This window comes from Oscillatoria sp. FACHB-1406 (assembly GCF_014698145.1).
Lineage (GTDB): Bacteria > Cyanobacteriota > Cyanobacteriia > Cyanobacteriales > Spirulinaceae > FACHB-1406.
The window spans coordinates 42,055-67,889 of sequence record NZ_JACJSM010000018.1 but is presented as its reverse complement, the minus strand read 5'-3'; the positions used below and the strand labels follow the sequence as shown (position 1 = coordinate 67,889).

Annotated in this window: 20 protein-coding genes; 13 read left to right on the top strand and 7 right to left on the bottom strand. The window is 48.3% G+C overall.

Annotated elements, in window-relative coordinates:
• Positions 1-36 precede the first annotated feature (36 nt).
• The 3 genes from H6G50_RS16970 to H6G50_RS16960 all read right to left on the bottom strand — a co-directional run bounded on the left by H6G50_RS16970 (position 37) and on the right by H6G50_RS16960 (position 5,011).
• Positions 37-993, bottom strand: a complete 957-nt coding sequence (locus H6G50_RS16970; RefSeq protein WP_190718713.1) for an RNA polymerase sigma factor, RpoD/SigA family — start codon at positions 991-993, stop codon at positions 37-39.
• 479 nt (positions 994-1,472) lie between these two features.
• Positions 1,473-3,818 carry an FdhF/YdeP family oxidoreductase gene (locus H6G50_RS16965; RefSeq protein ID WP_242032863.1) on the bottom strand — a complete coding sequence of 782 codons (2,346 nt, stop codon included), beginning with the start codon at positions 3,816-3,818 and terminating at the stop codon, positions 1,473-1,475.
• Positions 3,773-5,011, bottom strand: coding sequence for a sodium:proton antiporter (locus H6G50_RS16960; protein ID WP_190718709.1), 1,239 nt, complete (start codon positions 5,009-5,011; stop codon positions 3,773-3,775). The genes H6G50_RS16965 and H6G50_RS16960 overlap by 46 nt, the downstream gene beginning before the upstream one ends.
• A gap of 344 nt (positions 5,012-5,355) precedes the next feature.
• Between H6G50_RS16960 and H6G50_RS16955 the strand changes: the two genes are divergently transcribed.
• Complete coding sequence (locus tag H6G50_RS16955; protein WP_190718707.1) at positions 5,356-5,808, top strand: hypothetical protein; 453 nt, start codon at positions 5,356-5,358, stop codon at positions 5,806-5,808.
• 61 nt (positions 5,809-5,869) lie between these two features.
• The gene (locus tag H6G50_RS16950; RefSeq protein ID WP_190718704.1) at positions 5,870-6,391 is read left to right on the top strand and encodes a hypothetical protein; all 522 of its coding nucleotides are present in this window, start codon (positions 5,870-5,872) and stop codon (positions 6,389-6,391) included.
• Between the two features lie 235 nt (positions 6,392-6,626).
• On the opposite strand, the gene H6G50_RS16945 is transcribed toward H6G50_RS16950, so the two are convergent.
• Positions 6,627-9,779 (bottom strand): efflux RND transporter permease subunit, encoded by a 3,153-nt coding sequence (locus H6G50_RS16945; protein ID WP_190718701.1) that lies wholly within the window; start codon positions 9,777-9,779, stop codon positions 6,627-6,629.
• A gap of 149 nt (positions 9,780-9,928) precedes the next feature.
• Here H6G50_RS16945 and H6G50_RS16940 point away from each other — a divergent pair, with 149 nt between their 5' ends.
• From H6G50_RS16940 to H6G50_RS16900, 9 genes are all read left to right on the top strand, one after another.
• Positions 9,929-10,120: a type II toxin-antitoxin system HicA family toxin gene (locus tag H6G50_RS16940; RefSeq protein WP_190718698.1), complete on the top strand. Its 192-nt coding sequence runs from the start codon at positions 9,929-9,931 to the stop codon at positions 10,118-10,120.
• Positions 10,120-10,335: a type II toxin-antitoxin system HicB family antitoxin gene (locus H6G50_RS16935; protein ID WP_190718694.1), complete on the top strand. Its 216-nt coding sequence runs from the start codon at positions 10,120-10,122 to the stop codon at positions 10,333-10,335. The genes H6G50_RS16940 and H6G50_RS16935 overlap by 1 nt, the downstream gene beginning before the upstream one ends.
• A gap of 73 nt (positions 10,336-10,408) precedes the next feature.
• Entirely contained in the window at positions 10,409-11,677 is a 1,269-nt protein-coding gene (locus H6G50_RS16930; RefSeq protein WP_190718692.1) for an efflux RND transporter periplasmic adaptor subunit, read from the top strand.
• A 253-nt stretch (positions 11,678-11,930) separates the two neighbouring features.
• Positions 11,931-12,593, top strand: coding sequence for a TIGR00266 family protein (locus tag H6G50_RS16925; RefSeq protein ID WP_190718689.1), 663 nt, complete (start codon positions 11,931-11,933; stop codon positions 12,591-12,593).
• Between the two features lie 17 nt (positions 12,594-12,610).
• Positions 12,611-13,288: a TIGR00266 family protein gene (locus H6G50_RS16920; RefSeq protein ID WP_190718687.1), complete on the top strand. Its 678-nt coding sequence runs from the start codon at positions 12,611-12,613 to the stop codon at positions 13,286-13,288.
• Positions 13,289-13,359: 71 nt separating this feature from the next.
• A complete protein-coding gene (locus H6G50_RS16915; protein ID WP_190718684.1) occupies positions 13,360-14,058 on the top strand; it encodes a TIGR00266 family protein in 699 nt (232 codons plus the stop codon).
• A 31-nt stretch (positions 14,059-14,089) separates the two neighbouring features.
• Complete coding sequence (locus H6G50_RS16910; protein ID WP_190718681.1) at positions 14,090-14,596, top strand: GNAT family N-acetyltransferase; 507 nt, start codon at positions 14,090-14,092, stop codon at positions 14,594-14,596.
• 63 nt (positions 14,597-14,659) lie between these two features.
• On the top strand, positions 14,660-15,457 hold the full coding sequence (locus H6G50_RS16905; protein WP_190718678.1) for a M48 family metallopeptidase: 798 nt from the start codon (positions 14,660-14,662) through the stop codon (positions 15,455-15,457).
• 108 nt (positions 15,458-15,565) lie between these two features.
• Positions 15,566-16,615: a DUF1611 domain-containing protein gene (locus H6G50_RS16900; RefSeq protein ID WP_190718675.1), complete on the top strand. Its 1,050-nt coding sequence runs from the start codon at positions 15,566-15,568 to the stop codon at positions 16,613-16,615.
• A 484-nt stretch (positions 16,616-17,099) separates the two neighbouring features.
• Here the strand turns inward: H6G50_RS16900 and H6G50_RS16895 are convergent, their stop codons facing one another.
• On the bottom strand, positions 17,100-17,549 hold the full coding sequence (locus tag H6G50_RS16895; protein ID WP_190718673.1) for a PAS domain-containing protein: 450 nt from the start codon (positions 17,547-17,549) through the stop codon (positions 17,100-17,102).
• A 380-nt stretch (positions 17,550-17,929) separates the two neighbouring features.
• Here H6G50_RS16895 and H6G50_RS16890 point away from each other — a divergent pair, with 380 nt between their 5' ends.
• On the top strand, positions 17,930-22,912 hold the full coding sequence (locus tag H6G50_RS16890) for a PAS domain S-box protein (protein ID WP_190718670.1): 4,983 nt from the start codon (positions 17,930-17,932) through the stop codon (positions 22,910-22,912).
• 68 nt (positions 22,913-22,980) lie between these two features.
• Positions 22,981-24,021, top strand: coding sequence for a DNA cytosine methyltransferase (locus tag H6G50_RS16885; protein WP_190718667.1), 1,041 nt, complete (start codon positions 22,981-22,983; stop codon positions 24,019-24,021).
• On the opposite strand, the gene H6G50_RS16880 is transcribed toward H6G50_RS16885, so the two are convergent.
• Both H6G50_RS16880 and H6G50_RS16875 read right to left on the bottom strand, forming a co-directional pair.
• Entirely contained in the window at positions 24,018-24,716 is a 699-nt protein-coding gene (locus H6G50_RS16880) for an MAE_28990/MAE_18760 family HEPN-like nuclease (RefSeq protein ID WP_190718665.1), read from the bottom strand. The two genes, H6G50_RS16885 and H6G50_RS16880, sit on opposite strands and share 4 nt — an antisense overlap.
• Entirely contained in the window at positions 24,713-25,822 is a 1,110-nt protein-coding gene (locus tag H6G50_RS16875; RefSeq protein ID WP_190718662.1) for a DUF262 domain-containing protein, read from the bottom strand. Before H6G50_RS16875 ends, H6G50_RS16880 begins: the two co-directional genes overlap by 4 nt.
• Positions 25,823-25,835 lie beyond the last annotated feature (13 nt).

The window sequence follows — 25,835 nt, the reverse complement described above, 5'->3', positions numbered from 1 at the left end:
TGGCAATTAGAACCCCTACAATTCAACCGCTCGCGATTAACTGGCGATGTATTCTTGAACGGAGGATTTACGCTTGCGGAGTTTGTTAAGCGCTTCGCGTTCGAGTTGGCGCACCCGTTCTCGACTGATGTTGAGACGCACGCCGATTTTAGCCAGTGTCAAGGGTTGTCCGTCTTCGAGTCCGTAGCGCAGGGCGATGACTTCGCGCTGCTGCGGGGTTAACTCGGACATTAGTTTATGCAAGTCGCCTTGCAAGGAAGAGTGGGTGGCGAAGTCTTCGGGAGACAAGCCATCGTCTTCTAGGAGTTCTCCGAGTTCGGTGTCTTGGTTGTCGCCAACTCGCAAGTCGAGGGAAAGCGGATGCCGCGCTTTTTCGAGGTACTCGCGCACTTGTTTGGGAGTGAGATCGAGTTCTCGTCCGAGTTCGGCAACGGTAGCGGCGCGTCCGAGTTCTTGGGATAATTGACGCTGCGCTTTTTTGATTTTATTGAGTTTTTCGGTGATGTGGATGGGCAGACGAATGGTACGGCTTTTTTCTGCGATCGCGCGCGTAATGGCTTGACGGATCCACCAATAAGCATACGTCGAAAAGCGATACCCTTTAGTCGGATCGAATTTTTCAACCCCACGCTGCATTCCGATGGTTCCTTCTTGGATTAAATCGAGCAAGTCGAGGTTGCGTTTGATATATTTTTTCGCAACGGAAACCACTAGGCGCAGGTTCGCTTCTACCATTTTGCGCTTGGCGCGCTCGCCGTTTGCGATCGATTTTTCTAACTCGTTAGGAGTCAGATTCGCAGCAGTCGCCCATTCGCTGAGGCTGACTTCCTGGCCTTGCTTTTGTTCGAGCTTTTCTTTAAGGTGTTGTAAGGCGATCGCGCGCTGAACCTGCTTGGCGTAGAGGATCTCTTCCTCATGAGTCAATAGCGGTACGCGACCGATTTCTTTGAGGTAAGTACGGACGGGATCCGTTGAGATTTGAGGGGTTTTCATCGCGCCTTTGGGGTGGGGTAAAAAGTAGACGGTCAACCTGAAAATTAAAGAAGATGGGATACAACAAATCCCCATCTCGCTACAGGACAATAATTTCTAGAGGGTGAGTCGATCCAGTTAACTAATATCGAGCAAACCTATCATATTAGCATAACTTGACCCAACTCTGTTGGAGTTTCCCAGCCGCGAGGAGATTCAAAATCTCTGCTTAGCGCTTGATTTGAAGTCTCTGGACTTTTCTGAATTTGTTTAACTATTGTAACATTTTCCTTCGCTTTGCGATCGCTCGGGAGATAGAGAGGGCATTTTAGTTATCCGTTATCCGCTAGGAGAGAGGAGGGACGGGAGCTTGAGTTTTAATGCACATTTTGGGCAATTTTTTAAGCTTCCCTGGGGGCGATGGAGGGAAATCTCGTCAATGATGCGTGTAACACACAATAGCACATACAAGTGTTCGCTGTCACCCCCAATCCCTTAAATTAATTATTCCCGGAACCTTTGATGTAAATTAAGGCAGGAACGCGCTTATAAGCTGGAATACCGCAGTGCGGATCGATTCGCGCCTTCAGGATGGCGTTAACTTCGGGATAAAACATCAACGCCGCCCCTTCACGCACGTCGCCATAGATAATCTCAATGTTATCCAATTCTCCGGCATCGGCGCGGACGGTAACGCGCTGGTGTTCGGAAAATCCGGCGCGATCGCAGTCTTCAGGATTCATTAAAATACAATGGCGATGGGGCATCTTTCGGTAGCGATCGCCTTCTTTGTACACCACCGTATTATGCTGGGAGTAGCTGCGCCCGGTGGTCAGCGCCACAACCTTACCCCGTACCTCGCCTGCCCCAAAACTGGCAATATCTGGCAAGTCTAACTGCGGTAGCGGCGTAACCGACATTTTCGCCTTACCTGAAGCCGTTTTAAACTTCGGTTGCGTGAAGATGCGCCCGCCGATGGTAAATTCTTCCTCAGTGCGATCGATTTCCCCAATCTTCTCGTAACCGGGGATCGTTTTCGCAATCAGTTCTCGCACGTACTGCGTATCCTGAAGTTTGCGCCAATTCACCGGATAATCCCCCAACAGGCGATGCGCCATCTCCGTCAAAAATTCCACCTCAGAAATTAACTCGCCCTCCTGAATGTGCGTACTCCCCGTATCATTCAGCCGTACAAAGTTATTTCCCGATTCCGTCGTTGTTTTGTGAGGATTCTCGAAGCGGTTGAAAACGGGGACGATAATCGTATTTTTCCCCGCAAGGCCGTGAAAATGTCCCAAATTCGGCTTTGTTGACAGGTAAATAATTGTATCTATGCTTGACAAAGCGCGTCGAGCTTGTTCGGAATCGGGATTCGCCGCAAAGAGATTGCCGCCCACGCAAAGTAACGCATCGATTTTCTGGGCTTCCGCAGCATCGATAAGGGCGCGCGCGTTGTAGCCAGGAACGCGACTCAGAGAGCGTCCGAACAATTTTTCCAGAGCCGTAAGAATTTCCTCTTTAATTAGAGAGGTAACGCCCATCGAACCAAACCCTTGGACGTTAGAATGGCCGCGAATCGGCATCGTTCCCGCCCCTTCTTTCCCCGCATTACCCGTAAGCAGGGCAGTGTTCGCGATACTATAAACGTTGTCAACGCCGTTGACGTGCTGAGTAATGCCCATTGCCCAGGCAAAAACAACCCCTTTCGAGGCGCTAATTATCGCAGCGGCGGCTTCAATATCCGCTCGGGCTACGCCGCAGGTGGCGGTAATCGTTTCCCAAGGGGTGTTGCGAGCGTAATCGAGAACGGCTTCCCAGTTTTCAGTGTAGGATTGCAGGAAGTCGGTTTTAACCGTTCCCGCTTCAAGGGCGGCTTTTTGGAGGCCGACAAACAGCGCTACATCGCTTCCGGGGATGGGCTGGAGGTAGAGGGAAGCGATATCGGAACCGGTGAAAAGGGATTTAACCGGGAAAGCGGGAGAACCGAAGCGCACCATACCGATTTCGCGAATCGGGTTAATGACAATGACTTTACCACCGCGATCGCGCAATTTAATCAACTCGTTCATCAACCGAGGATGGTTGTAAGCGGCGTTAGAACCGGCAATCACAACGCAATCGGCTTTCTTCAACCCTTCCAAACTCACCATCGAAGTTCCCGAACCGAAAATTTCTGTCAGTCCGACAGTAGAAGCAACGTGGCAGAGATCCGAACAATCGGCGAGATTATTAGAACCGAGAGCGCGTATCATTAATTGGAGCAAATAGGCCGCTTCGTTAGACGAACGCCCGGAACTATAAGAAGCGACGCGCTCCGGTTCGCTGCGAAACGTGGTTTCGGCGAGGCGATAGATCTCGCGGTAAGAAATGCGTTCGTAGTGAGAACTTCCGGCACGATGGATAACGGGAAAACTAAAACGGCCGAGGCGATCGCACTGATAAGAGGTAAGCTGTTGGAGTTCCGAAAGACTGTGCGTATCAAAAAAGTGAGGCTCGACAGGCGGTTGTAACTCTGAAACAATGGACTCGACGCTCTTCATGCAGCGCTGCAAGCTTTCATCGGCTTCATTGTGAAAACCACCCTTTTGCCCGCCCGTTCCCCAAGCACAAGAGAGACAAGCGCTTTTATGGAGTAACGTTTTCCACAATTGCGGGCCATCAGGCGAGAGGGTTTTATCTGCCCAATACTTAATAATGTAAGGGCCGCCGCCCATGCTAGGCGTGTGGGAGTGTTGTGAGGAGTCGGAAGTCATACAATTAGCAATAACCACTGCTTTCACGATAACCCGACTCCAGCGTTCTAAACCTCCTTCTTCCGAAGGCCTTCCATCTGACGTTCGTACCAATTCATTAACGGCGTAGCGCTAATCCCGTGGATGACGACTGAGAGCATAATTACCGAAAGCGTTATCCATACAATTTGCTCGGCAATTTCGCCCTCAATCCCCTTCCCGAGCGCGTAGCTGAGGTAGTAAATCGATCCGATACCGCGCACGCCAAACCAACCGAGAAGCCAGCGCATCGGTTTAGGCAAGCGAGAACCCATAAAACTCAGCCAAACGCTGGCAGGGCGAATGACAAATAATACTAAAGCTGCAATGATTAAGGCGGGCGTACTGTACTTTGCGATCGGTTCGAGAAGTAAGAGCGAACCGATTAATAAAATTGCCCCGATTTCCAAGAGTTTTTCGATCTGTTCGATAAATTCTAGCTGAGCGTGCCGCCTTTCTTGGTCGCTGTAATAAAAACTTTGGACGGTGTAACCGGCAACGAAAACGGCAAGAAAACCATAACCGTTGACAACTTCCGTGAGACTGTAGGTTAGGAGAATCGTACTTAAGGCGATGAAGTCTTCGATGACTCCATCCATAGGTCGCCGATTCGTTACCTTTCGTTCTAACCAAACGATCGCGCGCGCTACAATAACACCCATTGCAATTCCGGCCCCAATTGCCCAAATCACATCAATCGCCACCCATTCCTTAAACCATTTATCCAAACTTCCTTTTTCAAGCCAATAAATGCCGAAATAAACGAAGGGAAAAGCGAGAGCATCATTTAGCCCGCCTTCCGAAGTCAGTCCAAATCGCAATTCGTCTTTATCTTCAACATGAGACAGTTGAACTTCTGAAGCCAGAACGGGGTCGGTCGGCGAGAGAATTGCACCCAGCAGGACGGATTCGGGCCAGTTCCAGCCTAGCAGCCAATGACAAGCGGCCGCGATCGCAATAATGGTCAGTGGCATCGCAAATCCTATCAAGCGCGCTGTCGTTCTCCAAGCCCAAGATTTGAGCGGACGATTCATTTTCATGCCACAGCCAAAAACCGAAACGAGGACAACAAATTCACAAGCACGCTCTAGAAACTCTGCACTCGGACGGATCTTAATCAGCCCTAAGACGTAGGGGCCGAGGCAAAAACCGACAATTAAGTAAATCAATGCGAAGGAGAAAGGTAAGCGCTCTATCCAAGCCGAACCTAAAGTCACAAACAGCAGTAAAAGACCAATGACTAGAAGGTCTAGAATATATACACTCATTCTTTTCAGGCGCGGAGATTGCGCAAGCAATTATATTTATCGATTTTAACACTTGCATCTACTTTAAGATAGATGTTTTGTTAAAAAAGGAAGGTCGTTTTTGTAGTTGTTATAGAATTTCTGCTGTTCTTTCTTTAGGCAGACACTAAGCTCTCAATGATTTTGTTATTCTCAGATTTAGTTAAGCTAAAGCGTTCTTGTTAAGACGGACAGCTTAGTCATAACTTATGCGTTTAAAACAATTAGCAGTATTCTGATTTCAAAAGTATTACTTTTGAGGAAGCACGCGCAAAAAATTAATTGTTTATAAGGCAAAAACAAAAAAGTAATTGGGAGGGAATACGATGAATTTCTGGGAAAAAAGCCGTAAATTAGTAGCGGCATTAGTTATCGTTTTGACAGTGACTCTGGCGACCGCTTGTACGAGTGCACCGCCGAAAGCACAAGCGACTCAAATGCCTTCAACTCAAACTCAATTACCATCGGCAAATAGGAATTTATACTCCCAGTTAGAGCGCGGCAATACGAGCGCGGGTCAAAAATATGGTGATTGGGTCGTGCAGACAAGTCGCGGCTTAATTAAAGATGCTTACGTGCGGGACAACAATAAGTTAGGAGTCGTAATTTCGCCGCAAGTTAGTCCTAATGATGTTCGTCCTTTAGCTAAGTCGCTGGTACAAGGATTTCAACGCAATTTCTCAAAACAGGACGTTAGCATTCTTGTCTATGCACCGGATAAGAAGTTGATCTTAACGGCTCAGTACGACGCAAAAACTAACCAGGTTCGGTATCAATAGCAAGCAATAATATCTTTCTTTGAAGCCTGCTCAACGATAATAAGAATAAGGAGAAAAATCGATGTATAACAGTGACGAATACAAGCGCCAAATTATGAACGATTTGGCTCGTGGAAATGTTGAATCTTTGGGGGATACGACAGAGCGCACGCCGGAGCAAGAGTACGAAAACTTTGACGATTTTGCCCAGCGTTCTTCGCGTTCCGAACGCCGTAGCTTGTTCGGACGGTTAATGCACCACGATAGCGTTCCGCCCGCACAAATGGCACCGGAATTGCAGCGCGCGATCGCACAAATCAAGCCAAACGAACGCGACGACGTAGCACGGGAGTTCTTCAAACAACTGAAACAACGGGGATTGAGCGATCGCCAACTCGAACAGCAACTCGGTCTTTCCACCCACAATCCCAATCATATGACGGAAAACGATCTGAGTCTGTTAGCTAACTTTGTTTATAACAGTCACCCAGACATTTTCCAAGAAGTGATGGCAGACCAACCCGCGCTGTTAAAGTTCCTTAGCAATCCCGTTCTGGGCGCGCTGCTTGGCGTTGCAGCTTCCAAATGGTTGGGACGTAAGTAATCTTAGTCATCTGAGGTCGCGATCGCAAATTTTAACTTAGGCTAAAACTCACACGAGAGCTAGGGAATTTAATTTCCTAGCTCTTTACTTTTTCACCCTATCGCTAAAGTCACGAGTGATATAGCGCTACGCAGATCGGTTAAGACATTAAGTAGGGTGGGCAGCGCCCACCAGCCAATGCTTTCAGCTTTAGAGAGCGTTCATTCTTCGGTGAGTAGCGCTATAACAATCAAACTTATAATGCTCGTTTTTGAGAAAACAAGCCATCGTGCAACAAAACATAAAAACACGGCACAACAAACAGCGTTAATAACGTCGCCAGCGCCAAACCCGAAAATACCACAACTCCTAAAGGTTGCAAAAACTCCGAACCTTCCCCAATCCCCAAAGCCAGCGGAAATAACCCTAAAACCGTCGTAATCGTCGTCATTAAAATCGGGCGCAAACGTTGGGCAGCGGCTTTCTGAATAGCGGCAACGCGATTGAGTTTAAATTCAGCGTGTAATTGATTGGCAAATTCCACCATAATAATCGCATTATTCACCACAATTCCTACCAACAGAACCGCACCCACTAGCACGGTTACACCAACTGCGGTTTCAGTCACAAACAGCCCAAAGATACCTCCCGCAAGCGCTAGCGGGACAGTGAGGATAATTGCAAACGGATCGATAATCGAATTGTATTGTACTGCCATCGTTACGAAAACGAGAAAAATTGCCAACCCTCCTAAGAGTTTTAGGGCGTTTTGTAACTCTTTGTTAGCGCTCGAAGTTGCACTCGGTAAAAGGGTTATGCCTTGAGGAAGTTTGAGGTCTTTAAAAGCCGTATCAACTTCTGCCATTGCTTGACTCAAGCTCGCGCCTTCCGCTAAGTTTCCCGTAATGATAAAAACTTCCCGTTGATTGATGCGTTGAATTTCGCCAGGAGCTTTATTTTTATCGAGAGTCGCAACTTCCCGCAAAGTAATCGTGCGATCGTTGAGAGATAATAGGGGTAATTGTTCCAATTGAGAAATGCGCTGGCGAGAGTCGCTTGAGAGACGAACGCGCACGTCAATCAGGCGATTTCCGCGTTGTAATTGCGTTGGAACCGAACCTTGAATCGCCGTTTGAATCGTGCGTCCGAGATCCGCTACCGTCAGCCCTAACGATTCCAAACGCTGCCAATCGGGGAAAATTTGCACCTCATTTTGTTGGGGATCGGCTTCCGGGCGAAAACGCGCCGATTGCACTTTTTCATCTAACAATTTTAAAACGCTGCGTCCGGTGGCTTGTAAAGTTTCTAGGTTTGTCCCTTGCAGAATTAAATCGAGGTCGCCGCGCGTAGGAGAATTGGTGAGGATAATGCCGCGAACTTGTCCGGCGGAAAGGCGCACGCGCGTATCGACTAAATTTAAGCGATCGAATTCTTTAGAAGTCCGTTCGACAAAAGCTTCAATATCGGTTCCCGGTTTGACTGCAATCGTACTCGAACTGCGTAGCAAATTCTCCGAAGTTGTATTGCCAAACAAAGAACCGCCGGACGTTGTGAAGGCATACTCGGTTTCCGGTTGTTCGAGTAAAATTTCATCCACCGCTGCCATAATTTTACGATTCGATTCCAGCGTCGTACCGGGAGGAAATTGTACGAAAAGATTGGCTTGTCCGGTGTTAATTTTCGGAATCAATTCTTGAGGCAATTGTCCGGCCATCCAATAACTGCCGCTGCCGAGGAGGAGAATGAGTAACAGGAGAATTGGCAAGCGCCAGCCCAATACGAACCCTAACAGCCTCCCGTAAGCTTGCGTTGCAGCTTCAAAACGCGATTGAAATTGCCGCAAAATCCACCAATTGGCAACCCCACTCGATCGCCGCACCACCAGCAAGCGAGAGGCCAGCATGGGAACCACTGTCAGGGCGACGGCGAGGGAAGCCGCGACGGAAAAACTAATCGTTAAAATCAGTTCGTTAAAAAGGAGGGAAACGAAACCGCCGATGAGGAGGAATGGCAGCACGGAGACAAGGTTCGTAGCGGTGGAAGCGATGAGGGCGGATTCGACTTCTTTGCCTTTTTCTTGGGCGGTTTCGAGGAACTGGGCGTTGCGATCGCGCGATGCTTCTGCGCCTAATGCAATATTCTCTAACATCACGATCGAATTATCCACCACAATTCCGACACCCAACGCCAAACCGCCCAAACTAAACACATTGAGCGATAAGCCAAACAGTTTCATTAAAATAATTGCGGCTAACGTTGCTAGGGGAATCGCAATGACAATAATGAACGTTTGACGCAGCGAACCGAGGAAGATAAACACGGCGAGGGCGGCTAAAAGCGTCCCACTTAAGCCCGAAGAGACGACGTTACTAATCGAATTTTGGATGAAGCGAGATTCATCGAGGGTGACAACGAGTTGCAAATCGGCTGGAAATACGCCCGATTGTCGCAAAAACTCTAACCGTTCCTTTACGCCTTCGATAACGCTTATCGTGTTGGCATCCGGTTGTTTTTGCAGGCTGACTTTAATCGCCGGTTTGCCGTTCAGGGAGACAAAAACGCGCTGTTCTGCCGTACCGTCGATAATTTCAGCGACATCGCGCAGATAGATGCGACGCTGTAGGTTAGAACCAGGAACGACGAGGGATAAATTGCGTAATTCCTCCACCGATTGGAAGCGCCCCACCGTGCGGGTGAGAGGTTCGCCCGCTTCTCCCTGCAAGCGCCCGCCGGAGATGTCCTGGTTGCGATCGCGCAGTGCATCTAAAACATTTTGCACCCCCGCCCCCAATCCTTGCAAGCGTGCCAGGTCGATTTCTACCCGCACTTCTTCTTCCCCACCGCCAGATACACTTGCCGAAGCTACGCCGGGAATAACGCCCAGTTCTCGAGCGAGTTCTTCTTCGGCAAAGATGCGTAACTGAGTTGGGGTTAAACTGGATGACTCCAAGGCAAACTCATAAATCGGCAGTTGCGAAGGATCGACTTTAAATAAACGCGGTTCCTCGACAACATCCGGCAGGCTACTGCGCGCGCGGTTTAAACTGGCAGCAGCATCATTCAGCGCTTGGTCGATATCCCCTCCCGGCTGAAAAAACAAATCCAAACTCACCCGCCCCTCTCGCGTCTGAGAATACACCTGAACGACCCCTTCCGTCGCGCTGAGGGCCTCTTCTAAGGGCTTCGTAATCTCCTCTACTGCCACATCGGGAGATACTCCCGGCGCGTCCAAACGCAAGCCAATGCGGGGATAGGTAATCGCCGGCAACAAGTCTACTTGCAAGCGGAAGATAAAAAACACGCCAACGACGATAACCGCGAGGGTTAGCATCAGCACGCCGATATGACGGCGGATGGAAAGGGCGCTTAGCCCCGAGGCATTTTGGGGTTCTGGGGTAGGGTCAAACATTGGAAAGCGATTCTCGGCTATCTCCGAAATTTTAGTGCAGCTTTCTGAAGATGGTTCAACTTCAGCGAAAGTTCTTCCTTGATGGAGATCGCTAAAAAACTGTAGGAGTTAAGATATTGCTAGGAGGGAATTCTAATGGCGATCGATTCATGAAAGTTCGAGACGTGGTTAAGAGATTAGAGCGAGATGGATGGTATCAGGCTCGAATGCGAGGAAGCCATCGCGTCTTTAAGCATTCTCAAAAACCGGGGATTGTCGTTGTTCCAGGGAGTTATTCAGATGAAGTTGCGATTGGAACTTTAAAAAGTATTTGGAAACAAGCAAAACTGGAGGAGATTTAATGAAAGAGTACCTAGTAATTTTTGAATTTGCAGGTAATAATTACTCAGCTTATGTTCCGGACTTACCGGGTTGTATTTCCACGGGAAAAACCCTTGAAGAAACCGAATTCAATATCAAGGAAGCCATTGAACTTTATCTCGATACGCTTAAAGAAGATAACCAGCCCATTCCAGAACCTACCGTTCGCGTTAAGGCAATTACCGTAGCTGCCTAAATTCGCGATCGCACAATCTTCAAAAGTGTTAAGGTAAAGAACAGCAACGCAGTCGAGCCGGAAGAAAAACTAGGTGTTGAACCCAAGAAAACGAGGAATTACTCGCATCGTCAGTACAACGCTGCTGCTCGTACTCGCAACCGGCTGTACGAAACTATCGGGCAATCGTAACGCTTCCCCCGCCGCAGCCCAACGTTCCCGTTCTGAAGGCGGGCCGATTGCTGCCGATGTCTCGATCGCGCGCCTCGATACCCTAACCGCCCCGATTGAATATGCGGCCACGACGCGCCCCTTCCAAGAAGTGACGCTGCGATCGCAAGTGGAAGGTCGTCTGTTAAGCTTAAATGTTAATGTGGGCGATCGCGTCGCGCGCGGACAAACCCTCGCCCGGGTCGATGATTCCCTCCTCCTCGCCCAAGTCGCCCAAGCCAGTGCCGAACTCGCCGCCCGAGAATCCGAACTCGCCCAAGCCCGCGCCCGAGTGGGCAGCGCCCAAACCCAACTCGAACGCACCCGCGTCGAACTGCAACAAGCCCAAAACGATGCCGCGCGTTACGCCGAACTCGCCAAAGCCGGGGCCACCGCCCAGCGCGAAGCAGAAACCTACCAAACCGCCGCCCGAGTTGCCCAACAAGCTGTTCTCGCCGCCACCCAAGAAGTCCGCAGCCAGCAGCAAGCCGTCGAATCCGCCGCCGGACGCATCGCCGCCCAACGCGCCGCCGTCGCCCAACAGCAACAGCGCCGCGCCTACGCCAGTTTGGTTTCGCCCCTAAGCGGTGTCGTACTCGAAAAACTCAGCGAACCGGGAAACCTCGTCACTCCCGGCGGCGAAGTGCTGAAGTTGGGGGATTTAGCCCAAATTAAAATTGTGGCTTCTGTCTCCGAGTTAGACTTACCTCGCTTGCGCCTCGGACAAAGCGTAACGGTGAGTTTAGATGCCTTCCCCAAGCAGACGTTTAACGGTACGATCGATCGCATTTCTCCCCTAGCCGACGCGACAACCCGCCAAATCCCGATTGAAATTCTCCTGCCCAACCCCAACGGCGAAATCGGTAGCGGTTTGCTCGCGCGAGTGCAGTTTCAAGGCGATAAGCAACAGCGCGTTATCGTCCCCGAAGCAGCGATTCGGGAAGCGGAGGGCAAAGGTGCAACAGTTTTTGTCGTCGGAGAAGATAAGAAGGTGACAGCGAGGGAAGTAACCATCGGCGAGCGATCGGGCGGTAAAATCGAAATTAGAGTCGGCTTGCTGCCCGGAGACCGCTTCGTTGTCAACAGCAACAAACCGCTGAAAAATGGCGACACCATTCGCCCGAGCATTTTATCGCAACCATCCCCGTCTTAAGGGTGACGGGGTGACGGGGTGACGAGGGGACTGGGGAGAGGGAGTGAGAGAGAAATTCTAACAGTCGTTTAAGTGTTTATTATTCACCATTCACCATTGATTATTCATTAAACCGGGGTGATGTTCTTAAATAATGGGCGATTTTGCGGATCTTATATTATTCATTCTTCATTAAGAACGCGAAATTGCGGAAACGCTGCTGCATCATGTGTAGATAACATCAAATTTTAATCTATCGCAAGAGAGGGATGCAGTGAAGCACGAAATTCGCTATAAGCCCGCATTTTCCGCTATTTTTGTCAGATTAGACCCGGGCGAGAGCATCGTTGCCGAAGCGGGGGCAATGGTAAGCATGGATGCAAAACTGACGATGAAAACGCAATTTTCCGGCGGCATCCTCAGCGCCCTGATTCGCAAATATTTCGGCGGCGAAACGATGTTCGTCAATACCTACACCAATCATACCCGCGAACCGCTTTCGCTCGTCCTGACTCAAAGCGTCATCGGCGACATCGAAGCGCTCGAACTCAAAGGGCGGGAAATGTGCTTCCAACCGGGCGCATATATCGCCCACACTCCCGGCGTACAAATGGGCGTGCGCTGGGCGGGTTTCAAAAGTTTAATCGCCGGAGAAGGACTCTTTAAACTGAAACTGGGCGGGCGAGGAATCGTCTTTTTTGGCGCTTACGGCGGACTGACGAAAAAGCGTATTTCTGGGGAATTCATCGTCGATACCAGTCACCTCGTCGCCTACGAACCGGGTATCAAAATGGGCATCGGATTGGCGGGGGGATTAGTCGGTTCGGTGACATCCGGCGAAGGATTAGTCAATCGCCTGTCTGGAAACGGCGTAATTTACCTCCAATCCCGCAGTATTGACGGTTTAGCCGGATTTTTGCGCAATAAATTCCGTTAATTGTAAGGAGAGCGAGCGTGGATATCGAAATTTTACATCAACCCGACAGCGCGATCGCGCGCGTTACCCTCAACGCTAACGAAGAAATCGTCGCCCAAGCCGGTGCGATGATTGCCATGAACGCTAACATCAACGCTAGCACCACCCTGCGCCAAGGGAAAGGCGGCGGCATTCTCGGCGGAATTAAGCGCGTACTCGCCGGAGAATCGCTATTTTTAAGCGTCTTTCGTTCCCCCGTTGCTAACAGCGAAATTTTCCTCGCACCTAAGCTAATCGGCGATTTATTCACCTATAACTTAAGCGGGCAAGAATTAATCGTTCAAGCGACCTCTTATCTCGCTTCCGAACCCGATGTCGATATTACAATCGGCTTTCAAGGTTTGAAATCGTTCTTTTCGGGAGAATCGATTTTTTGGCTGGTTCTCAGCGGACGCGGCAAAGCTTTATTAACGTCTTTTGGCGGCGTTTACGAAATTGATGTGAATGGCGAATATATCGTCGATACCGGGCATATTGTCGCTTTTGAAAAAAGCTTAACCTTTAAAATTGGCAAAGCCAATTCAAGTTGGGCGGGTGCAATTTTTGGGGGCGAAGGTTTAGTTTGTCGCTTTCAAGGTCGCGGAAAACTCTATTGTCAAACGCATAATCCAGGTTCCTTCGGAGCGACAATCGGAGCCAAATTACCGCCTCGATAAACTGTTTGAGTCTTAATACTGTTCATCCGTTCAAATATTTGCAAATCTCGAACGATAGAGTAAAAAAAATCATGGTTCAGGAAATTGCTTACCAAATAGAACATTCTCCCGCTTATGCTTCGTTAATTTTAACCTTGCAAGCCGACCAGATGGTATTAGTCGAATCGTCGGCAATGGCAGCGATGGATGCAAACATTAAGATGAAGTCAAAAATGAAGGGCGGCGTAATGAAAGGCATCGGTCGAATGCTGAGCGGCGAGTCTTTATTTATGAGCGAATTTACCGCCGAAAAAGCGCGAGGAGAGTTGTATATTTCTCCTGGGGTTCCGGGCGACGTGCAGCATTATCGCCTTCAAGCAGGGCGTGCTTTGATGATGCAATCGGGCGGTTTTGTGGCGTGCAGTCCGACTGTTGAAATCGATACAAAGTTTCAGGGATTTAAAGGCTTTTTTAGCGGCGAATCGTTGTTTTTAGTGCGCGCGACGGGAGAGGGCGATATTTGGTTTAGTTCCTACGGCGGGATTATCGAAATTCCGGTTTCGGGGGCGTATATTGTCGATACGGGTTATATCGTCGCGTTTGAGGATTCTTTGCAATACAGTGTGGAAGCGATAGGCGGGTTATCTTGGCGATCGCTAAAAACGGGGATTTTAGGCGGTGAAGGCTTAGTTTGTCGTTTCCGAGGAGAAGGAAAACTATGGGTACAATCGCGCAATCTTTATCCAATGCTAAACTTTTTAAATCCGTTCCGTCCGGTGAATAGTAACTAAAAGAAATTTATGCTCGTGAAAGCTCAACCTAGTGATTTTGATTCAAACGGCTAAAATCGAACAGTTTCCCGCGATCGCACAACTCAATATCGAAGCTTATCGCCAATATAGCGATCGCTTAAGCCCCGAAAATAGGACAACTTTGCAAACGAATCTGCGTTCGGTTGAAAAAGTTGCAGAACGGGCAGTATTTCTAATTGCAATGCTGTCGGACGAACTCGTTGCTTCTGTTGCCTATTGTTCGTCCGGAAATTCTCTTGCACCAATCCCCTCAGATTGGGCATCGGTTTTGTTACTCGCCGTTTCACCGCACCACCGCAGACAAGGAATTGCGCGAGCTTTACTTCGGGTTTGTATCGATCGCGCGACGCAAGATAAAGCCAAAACCATCGGATTATTCACCAGCGAACTAATGACAGATGCAACACAACTTTATCTCTCTGTTGGTTTCGAGCGAGATTGCGAAATTCCACCGCGACTCGGATTGTATTATTGGCGATACAAGCTCGATCTTAGCGCCCTAGAATCTTCGGTTTGAGCCAAACGAGCCTGAGTTAGTTTAGATTTTATCGTTCAAATTTTACGACGTACTCAAACTCTCATGACGCGAGAACATTACAGCGATCGCAACCCACCCCCTAACAATCGACAACTGCTCGTTATCTTAGGAATCTTGGTTGCCTTAATTATCGGAGCAATTTGGGCATTAGGACTATTGCTTGATGGATTAATCGGGCTAATTCCTCCCCAAGTCGAGCGCAGTTTAGGGGCGATTATTCTTCCGGCTTTCGAGCAAAAAGCTGAATCTTCTCCGACTCAAGATACGCTCAACAAACTCCTCACTCGCCTCGAAACCTCTCTCCCCCCAGAACAGCAAAAAGAACATAACTATTGCCTTTTTTATATTCCCGATGATACCGTGAATGCGATTGCCCTCCCCGGAGATGTAATCGTCATTTATCAAGGTTTGCTCGCTCAAACGGAATCAGAAAATGAATTAATGATGGTACTGGGACACGAGTTAGGACATTTTGCCCATCGCGATCATTTACGGGGAATTAGTCGTAGTTTGTTGCTAAGCGTTGTTGCTGGCACGATTTTCGGCGATGGTGGCGCTTTAGGAGCGTTGGCCGGAAATCTCGTGCAGAAAGTGGGGAATGCTAGCTTTTCTCAGTCTCAAGAAGCTGCGGCTGACGAATTTGGTTTAACCTTATTAAATGCGACTTACGGACAAGTCGCGGGGGCAACTGACTTTTTTTCCCGCATGGAACAAAAAGAGGGACGAAATTTAGCAATCTTATCGACTCACCCGCCCTCAAAAAAGCGCGTGCAAAAGTTACAGCGTTTAATTAAGGAACGCAACTATAGCATCGGGGAAAAAACTCCCCTGTCTTTATAAGCTAAGAACCCCAAAAATATAAAAGAAACGAAGAAACTGCAAAAATAGTTGTCGAAATATCAACTCGCGATGGATAATAGAATGTTATTCAACGACCGATAAAAGATCGTGCAATTAACCCGAGACAATCGAGTTGCTATCCTCCTCCACCAAGGCGTTCGCAATCGCGGCGGCAAAACTGGTTTAGCCTATCTTCGCTACGGAGAAGCGCCCGTTGTCGCCGTCATTGATGCCGATTGTCCGGGGGAATCATTGCGCGAGTTAACCGGAATTCCCTGCGATGCGCCGATTGTCGATTCTGTCACCGAAGCGCTAGCTTATCATCCCGATGTCCTGCTGATTGGCTTAGCGCCGACAGGAGGTAAGTTACCTCCGGCGTGGCAGCAGGAAGTAAAGGAGGCAGTAGAAGCGGGTTTGTCCTTGGTGAATGGCTTGCACGCTTCCATGCAAGGGATTGTGGAGAATTTGCGCCCCGGGCAGTGGATTTGGGATATCCGCCAGGAACCGCCGGGATTAAGCGTGGCAAAAGGCAAGGCGCGATCGCTCCCCTGTCAGCGTATCCTAGCAGTGGGAACCGATATGCGCGTCGGCAAAATGTCGGCTTGTTTGGAGTTACAGCGCGCGGCGCACAAACAAGGGCTAAATTCTCGCTTTATCGCCACCGGACAGGCGGGGTTGATGATTGCAGGGGAAGGAATTCCCTTGGATGCGGTGCGCGTCGATTTTGCAGCGGGTGCGGTAGAAGCGGCGGTTTTGGAAGCAGGGAAAGATTGCGATATTTTGTTTATCGAAGGACAAGGTTCGCTGCTGCATCCCGGTTCGACAGCGGCATTACCGTTAATGCGCGGCAGTCAGCCGACGGGGTTGATTTTGGTGCATAAAGCGGGACAAGAATCGATTCATAATTGCCCGGATATTTTCATTCCGCCGCTACCGGAAGTGGTGCAGTTGTATGAAACAGTGGTGCGTGCGGGCGGGGCGTTTTTTCCGGCGAAAGTGAAAGCGATCGCGCTTAATACCTCTAATTTAGACGAATACCGCGCCCAGCAGGAAATCGATCGCGTCTCAGAAGAAACGGGATTGCCCTGTTACGATGTGGTGCGGTTTGGGGCAGAAGATTTATTAAAAGACGCGCTTTGCGAAGCCGATGCCGTCTAACCCGTGCTTTGAGCGATTTCAGCCCCGCTTAATTACGTTATACCAATTCTCATTGATTTTGCACGATTCCCGAAGAGGGCATCATTAGCGTCAACTTAAGGTGAAACACTTAGCCCGCCAGGAACTCAAGTTCCACAGCGATTAGCTGAAACCCGTTGAAACGGGTTAGATACATCTGAATTTTCCAGTCCTCTGAAGAGGACTTGAGCTATTAGCCTTGGGTTTGAACCCAAGGCGGGCTAGGTGAGCAGGTTTAAGCTTAAGTTGACACCCATGAACATTGTTATGCCCCTACGACGAAAAATTTAGTGCATCGTAACTAAGAATTGGTATTAGCCGGATTTGAGATTGGCCCCGGCTTAGTTCTAATTCTTCGATTCCCGAACTCAATGCAGAGTTTTTAAGGGAGTCAATAAGCAGCCCCAAGTCTTAACCTTTGGCTTAAATTAAGTTAAATACCCCGCTTTTATAGAGTTGTCAATAATTAAAAGAACCATTCTATATTTCTTGGCTGAATTATCCCTAAAATTTGCAGGGGGCAAGTAGCAGTCGCCATGACTAAAGGAGTTTCTGTGGAACGCAACCAATACCAAATTCCGTCTTTCCGTTTCATGCGGTAATCAATTGAAATCGTCTCGCCCCATTGCAAAACGCTATAGCACTGGTAATGTTCGGAAACTCGGTTTAAGTCGTCAGGGTGAATCAGAGTACCCAGGGCAAGCTGGCCCATAAGCTGAAGATCTTCTTCTGTATAGCCCAGCAGAGTCGCCACAGAGCAACTCGTCCAAGTCACGTGCTGGTCGATTAAGTCATAAATATAGATGCTACCTAATGTATGAGGGAGTTGAGCTTGAAGCAATCCCAAGGTTTGAAGAACCTTTGAAGAAAGCAGGGTTACACGAGGTTTAGCGCAGGTTATAGGGATAGTATTCACTGTTATTGCTCCTTAATTTTTTCTTAGAGCAGCAGTACGATTGCTTTTTCCAGTGTCGTTTTTTTTTGTAAAGAAACTGTGAGGAGCGAAAACGTTGGCGGGTTGCCATTTTGAATATTTCTCTACTTGCCAGTCCTGAATCCCTGCGGCCCACAACGTCAAGTTCTTCTGTTGAAGTTCTATCGGGAGAGGGTGAATCGCTTTTCGAGCGCTGAAAACCTGCAAGGCTTATTTGACTCGGGTTCCAAAAAGCTTGTCATTCTCCTCGTAACATGAGTTAAACTTGCTTTAAAAGAGTATCAAAAAACTTAATAAAAGTTAACTATTGAGCGAGTGAAAACTCATATTTGTAAGTGAATAGCATTGTGCTATAAAAATCTATGAAAATTTTAGTGGTAGAAGACGATTTCACTGTCGCTCATACCTTAGAGCTTTTATTTTCAAGCTATAACTATGCAGTGGATAGCGTGGACGATGGTGAGAGCGGCTTACAGATGGTAGAGGCGTTTGAATACGACCTAATCTTACTTGATGTTATTCTCCCGAAACTCAATGGAATTAGTTTGTGCGAGCAGTTGCGATCGCGGGGATTTAAAAATCCGATTTTATTGTTAACCGGGCAAGGAGCAGCCCAACAAAAAGCGCTCGCGCTCAATAGCGGAGCCGATGATTATGTCGTCAAACCTTTCGATGCGGAAGAATTAATCGCGCGAGTGCAAGCCTTACTGCGGCGAGGAGGCGAGATCGCTCAACCGATTTTAAGCGGGGGAAAACTATCCATCGATCCGGGCCGCCGTAAAGTTATCTACGACACCTCGTTACTATCCGTAACGCCTAAAGAATACGCGATTCTAGAACTTTTTTTGCGATCGCCCCAGAAAGTTCTCAGTGCCAGCGCAATTCTCGATCGCGTCTGGACTTCCTTAGAATATCCCGGAGAAGAAGCCGTTCGGGTGCATATCAAAGAATTGCGGCAAAAATTAACAGCGGCGGGCGCGCCCAAAGACTTCATTAAAACCCAACATCGGGTCGGCTACCAATTAAATCCCCTCTACTCATCGGTATCGAGCGATCGCCTTAACCCAGAACCAACAAAGCCGAAAGTTGACGCGCTGACTGAGGCTAACGAAAAATTGCGTTTAGCTCTCGAACAGTTGCAAGCGACTCAAACCGAATTGCAGCAAAAGAATCGGGAGTTAGAAATTGCCCATCGAACCATCGAGCAACAACGACAACGAGAAAAGGCTCTCAGCGAGAGCGAAGTTCGATATCGCACGCTCTTCGAGGCGATTCACGAAGGAGTTAGCCTCTGCGAAGTGGTGCGCGACGAGAGCGGTTGCGCGATCGACTATCGGTTCATAGAAATCAACGCCGCAGCCGAGAAGATCATGGGGATTTCCCGCAATGATGCGATCGCTCGCCTCAGTACCGAAATGCTTCTCGGTATCGACGACGGATGGCTGTGCAGCTATCAGCAAATGGTAGATTCCGGCGAATCCATGCGCTTTGAACATTACATCGAACAACTCGATCGCTGGTTTGAGGTGACGGTTGTCCCCGATGGCAGCGATCGCTTTGCGGTGCTTTACGACGAGATTAGCGATCGCAAACGGAGTGAGGAAGCTTGGCGCGAGTCGGGAGCTAAATATCGATCGCTGTTCGACTCGATTGATGCGGGTGTCTGTCTGTTCGAGCAACTGCCCCTTCGAGCCGATGGGCTTCGCGACTACCGCTATCTCGCCATGAACCCGGCAATGCAAGCCATGTTTGGCATTCCCGACTTGAGCGGTCAGTCGATCCGCGACAACTTCCCCGACGAGAGCGAGGACTGGTACGACACCTACGATCGCGTGCTGGAGACCGGAGAAGCACTCCGTTTCCAGCGCGAGTCCGAACCTCAAGGAATGGTACTCGAGATGTTTGTTACCCGTGTCGAGGACGGCTCGGGACAACGATTGTTAGCCGTTATGCAAGACGCGAGCGAGCGCAAGCAGGTTGAAGCGGCTTTGTGGGAGAGTGAGGCGAAACTCGCAGCAGAACTGGCTGCTACGCAAAAGTTACAGCGAATCAGCACCCAATTAATTTCCCAAGAAAATATCCAAACTCTTTACGAGCAGATTCTCGATGCAGCCATTGCGATCGTGCAGTCCGATATGGGCAGTCTCCAAATCTTCGACCCGGAACGCAACCAACTGCACTTGCTCTCCTACAGGGGATTTGACCCAGAAATAGCAGCGTCGTGGGAATGGGTGGCAGTTGACGACCAAACGGTTTGCGCGATGGCCCTAGCCAGCAAAGAACGCGCGATCGTCTCCGATGTGGAAAACTGCAATTTTATTGTCGGTACGGCGAATCTCGACTCTTTTCGCCGCTGTGGTATAAGAAGCGTGCAGTCTACACCGCTGATTTCGCGAGATGGTCGCCTGGTGGGAATGTTTTCCACTCATTGGCGCGAAACTCACGAGCCATCAGAACGGGAATTGAATCTAATCGATGTCTTAGCGCGACAAGCTGCCGATCTCATCGATCGCAAGGAAGCTGAGATTGCCTTGCAAGAAAGCGAGATTCGATTCCGTCATTTCGCCGAAAACAGCCATGCCCTAATTTGGATGACAACATCTACCTCTTGGGCGAACTGCTACGCGAGTTCCGCTTACGAGACGATCTGGGGACGGTCTCGCCAGAGTCTCATCGAGCAACCGGAATCGTGGCTGGAGGCAATTCATCCCGAAGATCTCCCCATCGTCGAAGCCCAACTGGAACAGCAACGCCAAGGACGCGCCAGCAATGTCGAATACCGGGTTTTGCATCCAGACGGCTCGGTGCGCTGGATTTCGAGCGCGAGCTTTCCGATTCGCAATGAAACCGGAGAAACCTATGGTTTCGGCGGTATCGCTGAAGATATTAGCGATCGCAAACTCGTTGAAAATGCCTTAAAAGAAAGCGAAGCTCGATTTTCGGCCGCCTTTAACCATGCCGCGATCGGTATGGCACTGAGCGACCCGCAGGGGGACTTCCTGCAAGTCAATCCGGCTTTGTGCGAGCTTACTGGCTACAGCGAAGCTGAATTAATCGGGATGAACTATGCTATCATTACCCACCCCGACGACTTCGAGACCTGCCAGCAGTCCGTTGCTCGATTGTTGACCGGAGAGATCGGCGCGTACCATATGGAAAAACGCTACGTCCACAAGCAGGGTCATATCGTTTGGGGTTTTTTGAGTACGACTTTGGTTCGGGACGAACGGAACCAACCGCTCTACTTTATCGCTCAGATTCAAGATATTAGCGATCGCAAACAAGCCGAACACCGTCTCCGACAGCAAGTTCAGCGGGAACGATTGGTCGCGGATATCGCCGGGGATATTCGGCAATCGCTCGAACTCGAGGTCGTATTATTGCGCACCGTCGAGCGAGTGCGGCAAGCCCTCGATAGCGATCGCGCGGCAGTCTTTCGCTTTAGCTCGGATGGAGGCGCGCAGGGAATTGTCGAATCTGTCGGCGAAGGCTGGCTGTCGCTGTTGGGAACGGTTATCTTCGATCCATGCTTCAGCGATCTCTACGCCCCGAGCTATCTTCAGGGGCGAGTTTCGACTATCTCCGATCTCGATCGCTCGAACCTCAATACCTGTTATATCGAGCTTTTAAAACCCTTGCAAGTCATGGCTAGCCTAGTCGTCCCCATCATACAAGGAGAAAAGCTTTGGGGCTTGCTCGTCGCCCATCATTGCGCCACTCCCCATCACTGGCAAGCTTGGGAAGTCGATCTGCTCGAGCAACTCGCGACTCATCTCAGCATTGCCATTCAGCAATCGGAACTGTACGAGCAAACGCGGCGCGAGCTATTGGAACGCAAAGCCGCAGAACAAAAAATCCAGGAACAAGCGGCGTTGTTGGATATTACCTCGGATGCGATTCTCGTGCGCGACTTCAAGCATCGCATTCTTTACTGGAATCGCAGTGCGGAGCGAATGTATGGTTGGTTAGCTTCCGAAGCGCTCGGTCGGAATGCGAATGAGTTGTTGGGCGAAAATGGCGAGCAAGTTTCGGAAATTACCAACATCGTATTAGAGTTAGGAGAATGGCACGGCGAGCTTCATAAAGTTGCGAAAACGGGTCGAGAAATGATTATCGAGGGACGGTGGACGCTTGCCCGCGACGCGGAGGGTCAACCGAAATTTATTTTGTGCTTGAATACTGATATTACCGAGCAAAAACGACTGGAAGCTCAGTTTTATCGAGCGCAACGCTTGGAGAGTTTGGGGACGTTAGCGAGCGGGATTGCCCACGATCTCAATAATGTACTTACGCCTGTCGTGGCGATTTCTCAGGTGTTGCGGCTGAGGCTGCCCGATCTCGATTCGCGATCGCTGGAAATGTTGAAGGTGCTGGAGGAAAGCGCCAAGCGCGGCGCTAAGACCTTGGAACAGATTTTAACGTTTACGCGGGGTCGAGGAGAAGAGCGCGGTCCGGTCAGTATCGCGCCGGTTTTACAGGAAGTGGTGAACCTGATCCAACCGATGCTACCGAAATCGATTTCGATTCGTCAAACGATTCTCAATCCAATGCTGTGGTGGGTTTCGGCGAACTCGACTCATTTACAGCAGGTGTTTATGAATCTTTGCGTGAATGCTCGCGATGCGATGCCCGATGGCGGGATTCTTTCGCTTTCGATCGAGCATGAGTCTGTAGATCTGGCTTTTACGCAAACGAATTTAGAGGCGCGACTGGGCGATTATGTCGTCGTTACGGTTGCCGATACGGGAACCGGAATTCCCCCAGAAGTGCGCGATCGCATCTTCGAGCCTTTTTTTACGACGAAACCGCTGGGACAAGGGACGGGTTTAGGACTGGCGATGGTGCTGGGTATGGTTAAAAATTACGGCGGTTTCGTGCAAGTTAACAGCGAGATGGGACGCGGTACGGAAGTTAAGGTTTATCTTCCCGCGCTTGAGAGCAATGCAACGCCGACTCGGGAACGACAGAACCAGTTGGATGGGGGTGGGAAAATCATTGCAGTTGTCGATGACGATCTTGCTGTACTTGAAAGCACGCGATCGCTGTTGGAATGCTGTAACTATAGGGTATTATCGGCTAGCAGTGGGGCGGAAGCGATCGCGCTGTTCGAGCGCCACCCATCGGAGATTAGTGCTGTAATTGTGGACATGACAATGCCCGTGATGAGCGGGATTGTTGTCATTCAACGACTGAAGGAAATCGCTCCCACCGTTAAAATTATTGCTATGAGTGGGTTATCCGCCAATTACACCCCCGCCCTAGCTGTTGGAGCTAACTTCTTTGTCAGTAAGCCCTACCATCCGGATAAGCTACTGGAACGACTCCAGGTTTTGCTGAGGGAATGACGCTGCTTCTTAAGAGCAAGAGTAATGTAGAGTATTTAAGAGGTCGATATCCGAGTGAGAGAATCTGAATGACAGTAAACATTTCAACAGTAGATTTGTTTTGTGGTGCTGGAGGATTAACACATGGATTTGAGCAAGCGGGGCTTCCAGTCAAAGCTGGATATGATATAGATCCAGCCTGTCAATTTCCCTATGAATACAACAACAAAGCACAATTTATACTGAAAAATGTGGAAGATGTCAGTAGCGGAGAGCTTGTCCAACATTTTCAGGGAAGCAAAATTAAGGTTCTAACAGGATGCGCTCCTTGTCAACCATTTTCAACCTATTCGAGACGCTATAAAGATAGAAGTTCTAAGTGGAAGCTATTGCAGGATTTCCGTCGTCTTGCGGAAGAAAGTAAGCCGGATATTATTTCAATAGAGAATGTCATCCAGTTGCAGGCTCATTCCGTGTTCGATGAATTTCTTCAGTTTCTCAAGAAGAATTACTATTATTTTGAATTCAAACAAGTGAATTGTATGGATTATGGGATTCCTCAATCTAGAAAGCGGCTAGTTTTACTGGCATCAAATCGGGGAGAAATAAGATTAATTTCACCCACCCATAACTTGAATAATTACGTTACAGTCAGAGAAACAATTGAGGATTTAGAACCGCTTTATGCTGGGCAAGTTTCTGCCAGGGATAGATTGCATAGAAGTAGCAAGCTTTCCGAACTGAATTTACGACGTATTCGTGCCTCTAAACCAGGGGGGACTTGGCGAGATTGGCCTGAATACTTACTAGCTAAATGTCATATTAAAGAAAGTGGAAAAACTTATCCAGCCGTATACGGTAGAATGGAATGGGAAAAACCAAGCCCAACAATTACAACTCAATGTTTTGGTTTTGGGAATGGGAGGTTTGGTCATCCCGAACAAGATAGGGCGCTCTCTCTTAGAGAAGCAGCTTTATTACAAACATTCCCACCAACCTATCAATTTGTATCTCCAGATAGACCAGTAGCTATTGATTTAGTAGGTAGATTAATTGGTAATGCTGTTCCTGTTAAGCTAGGTCAAGTTATTGCAAAAAGCATTTTAATTCATCTCGAAGAGTTTAATTAAGGACTTACCTTAGCGGTTGAATCTAAATAATCTTTATTGTCTAAATACTGTTCAATATTATTCAATATTTGTCTTAAATATCGCACAGTTTTATTTTTTATATCTAATAATTCATCAGCAGTTTTATCTTTCCCAACTTCTTCAAATGTCTTAAATCCGTGTGCTAAATCATTTCTGTTAGTCTTAACAGTTAACAGGTCGCTACCGCGACCTGTTTTTGCATGGTCAGTCAAGTCAGTAAATCCATACTCGGTTGCAGTTTTTCTGATCTGCTTGCTGTCAAGATTACCAGAAAACAGTTCTTGCTTATCAAAGCTTGCAGCGATAATATCTACTGAAATGGAAGTTATGCTTGAAAATATCCTGTCAGGATTCCGCTTCTTCAAATTTTTAAGCACCACTTTTTTGAGTTCGGGTCTAATACTATCGTAAGAAATTCCTTGGGATTGTAGCTCGTCAAATATTGCCTCAATTGCATTTCTCATTGTGGCTTCGACTAAGTTATATAGCAGTAAAAAGCCACTCGCTTTCAAAGTCTTAATCAATTCTGAGTCAATTTGTCGCGTTCTGAGGGTCTGACTTCTTCCACCCATACTTAACTTAATCGTTCCCTGCTCCAAATTTTTCAAGAATACAAAATATCTACTTACTTCCTTGGAGCGCTTTTGAAAGTCTTCAAATAAGGTGCTAGTCATGATTTAGCGAGCAGTTGGTCTCGAACGTATTCAATGCGCTTTATCACTTTAGGTCTAGAGTTACTAGCATCTGAAGTTGTATAGTCTTTAAATTTTGGGGACTCTAACCAATCTATTGAGTTTATGTGAAGGTCTGGCTGCTTTCTTAATGCTAGTGCGACACCTACAGAGATTGCCTCAAAACGGATTCTAGGTGTTTTTACATGACCTTTTGATTTACTAAAGCCATTGGGAAAGTATTTTTCCACAAACTCTAGCATCTGCTGGAACTCAGAGCGCTTCTCTGCTATATTTAGCTCCGAGTTGTTGTGCTTCTCTAAATATTGATTCAGAAATTCATTAACCTTTCTCTCAAAGTTTTTATAGTTATCTAAGTAAGCAAAAAAGCGGAGTACAAATTCTTCAGGCTCGCGTTTATCGATCAGGGCTTTAGAAAACGGGCATAATTTGCGGAATTTAGGCTCTTTTGCTAATTCTTCAAGGAGATCGACAAACGGACCGGGAGATATACCTCTACGTTTTTCCATATCATTGAGCTCAACACTGCCGCTATTAATACGTTCAAACATATCTCTTCTAGTCTCTTCATCCGCTTTTTCTGTCAAGACAATCATGCGAATTGTAGCTCGATTAAAACGTCTTTGTCTTGCCAAAGGCAGATCTCTAAACTTAAATCCATTCAGCTTCTCTAACTTTTTGAGTTCGCGGAGTTGGAGTTCATTACTCAAAAATCTATCTAACGTGCGGATACGCTGCGTTCCATCGACAATTTCTAAACGCGCTAAATCTTCTGTCTCCTCATCTTCTTGTTTCGGGCGTAGATCTGCCACAAAGATGTAGGGAATAGGAAGCCCTAATAAAAGGGATTCAATAAACTTTGATTGTCGAGATTCCTCCCAAATCATCTCTCGTTGATAATCTGGCACATATAATTCGTTAGTATCTTCCTCTTCTCCTTCTCTATATTTTTGAACCAGCACTTCCACTGGGTATTCTTTTGTCTCATAATCGACAACTTTTTTCTTTTCCCGAATTTCAGCTTCGGCTGCCTCTTTCTGCTCTGTTGTAATCTCAACTTCCTGTGAAAGTTTGGAAGATTTCTGCATCTGACTATCTGGC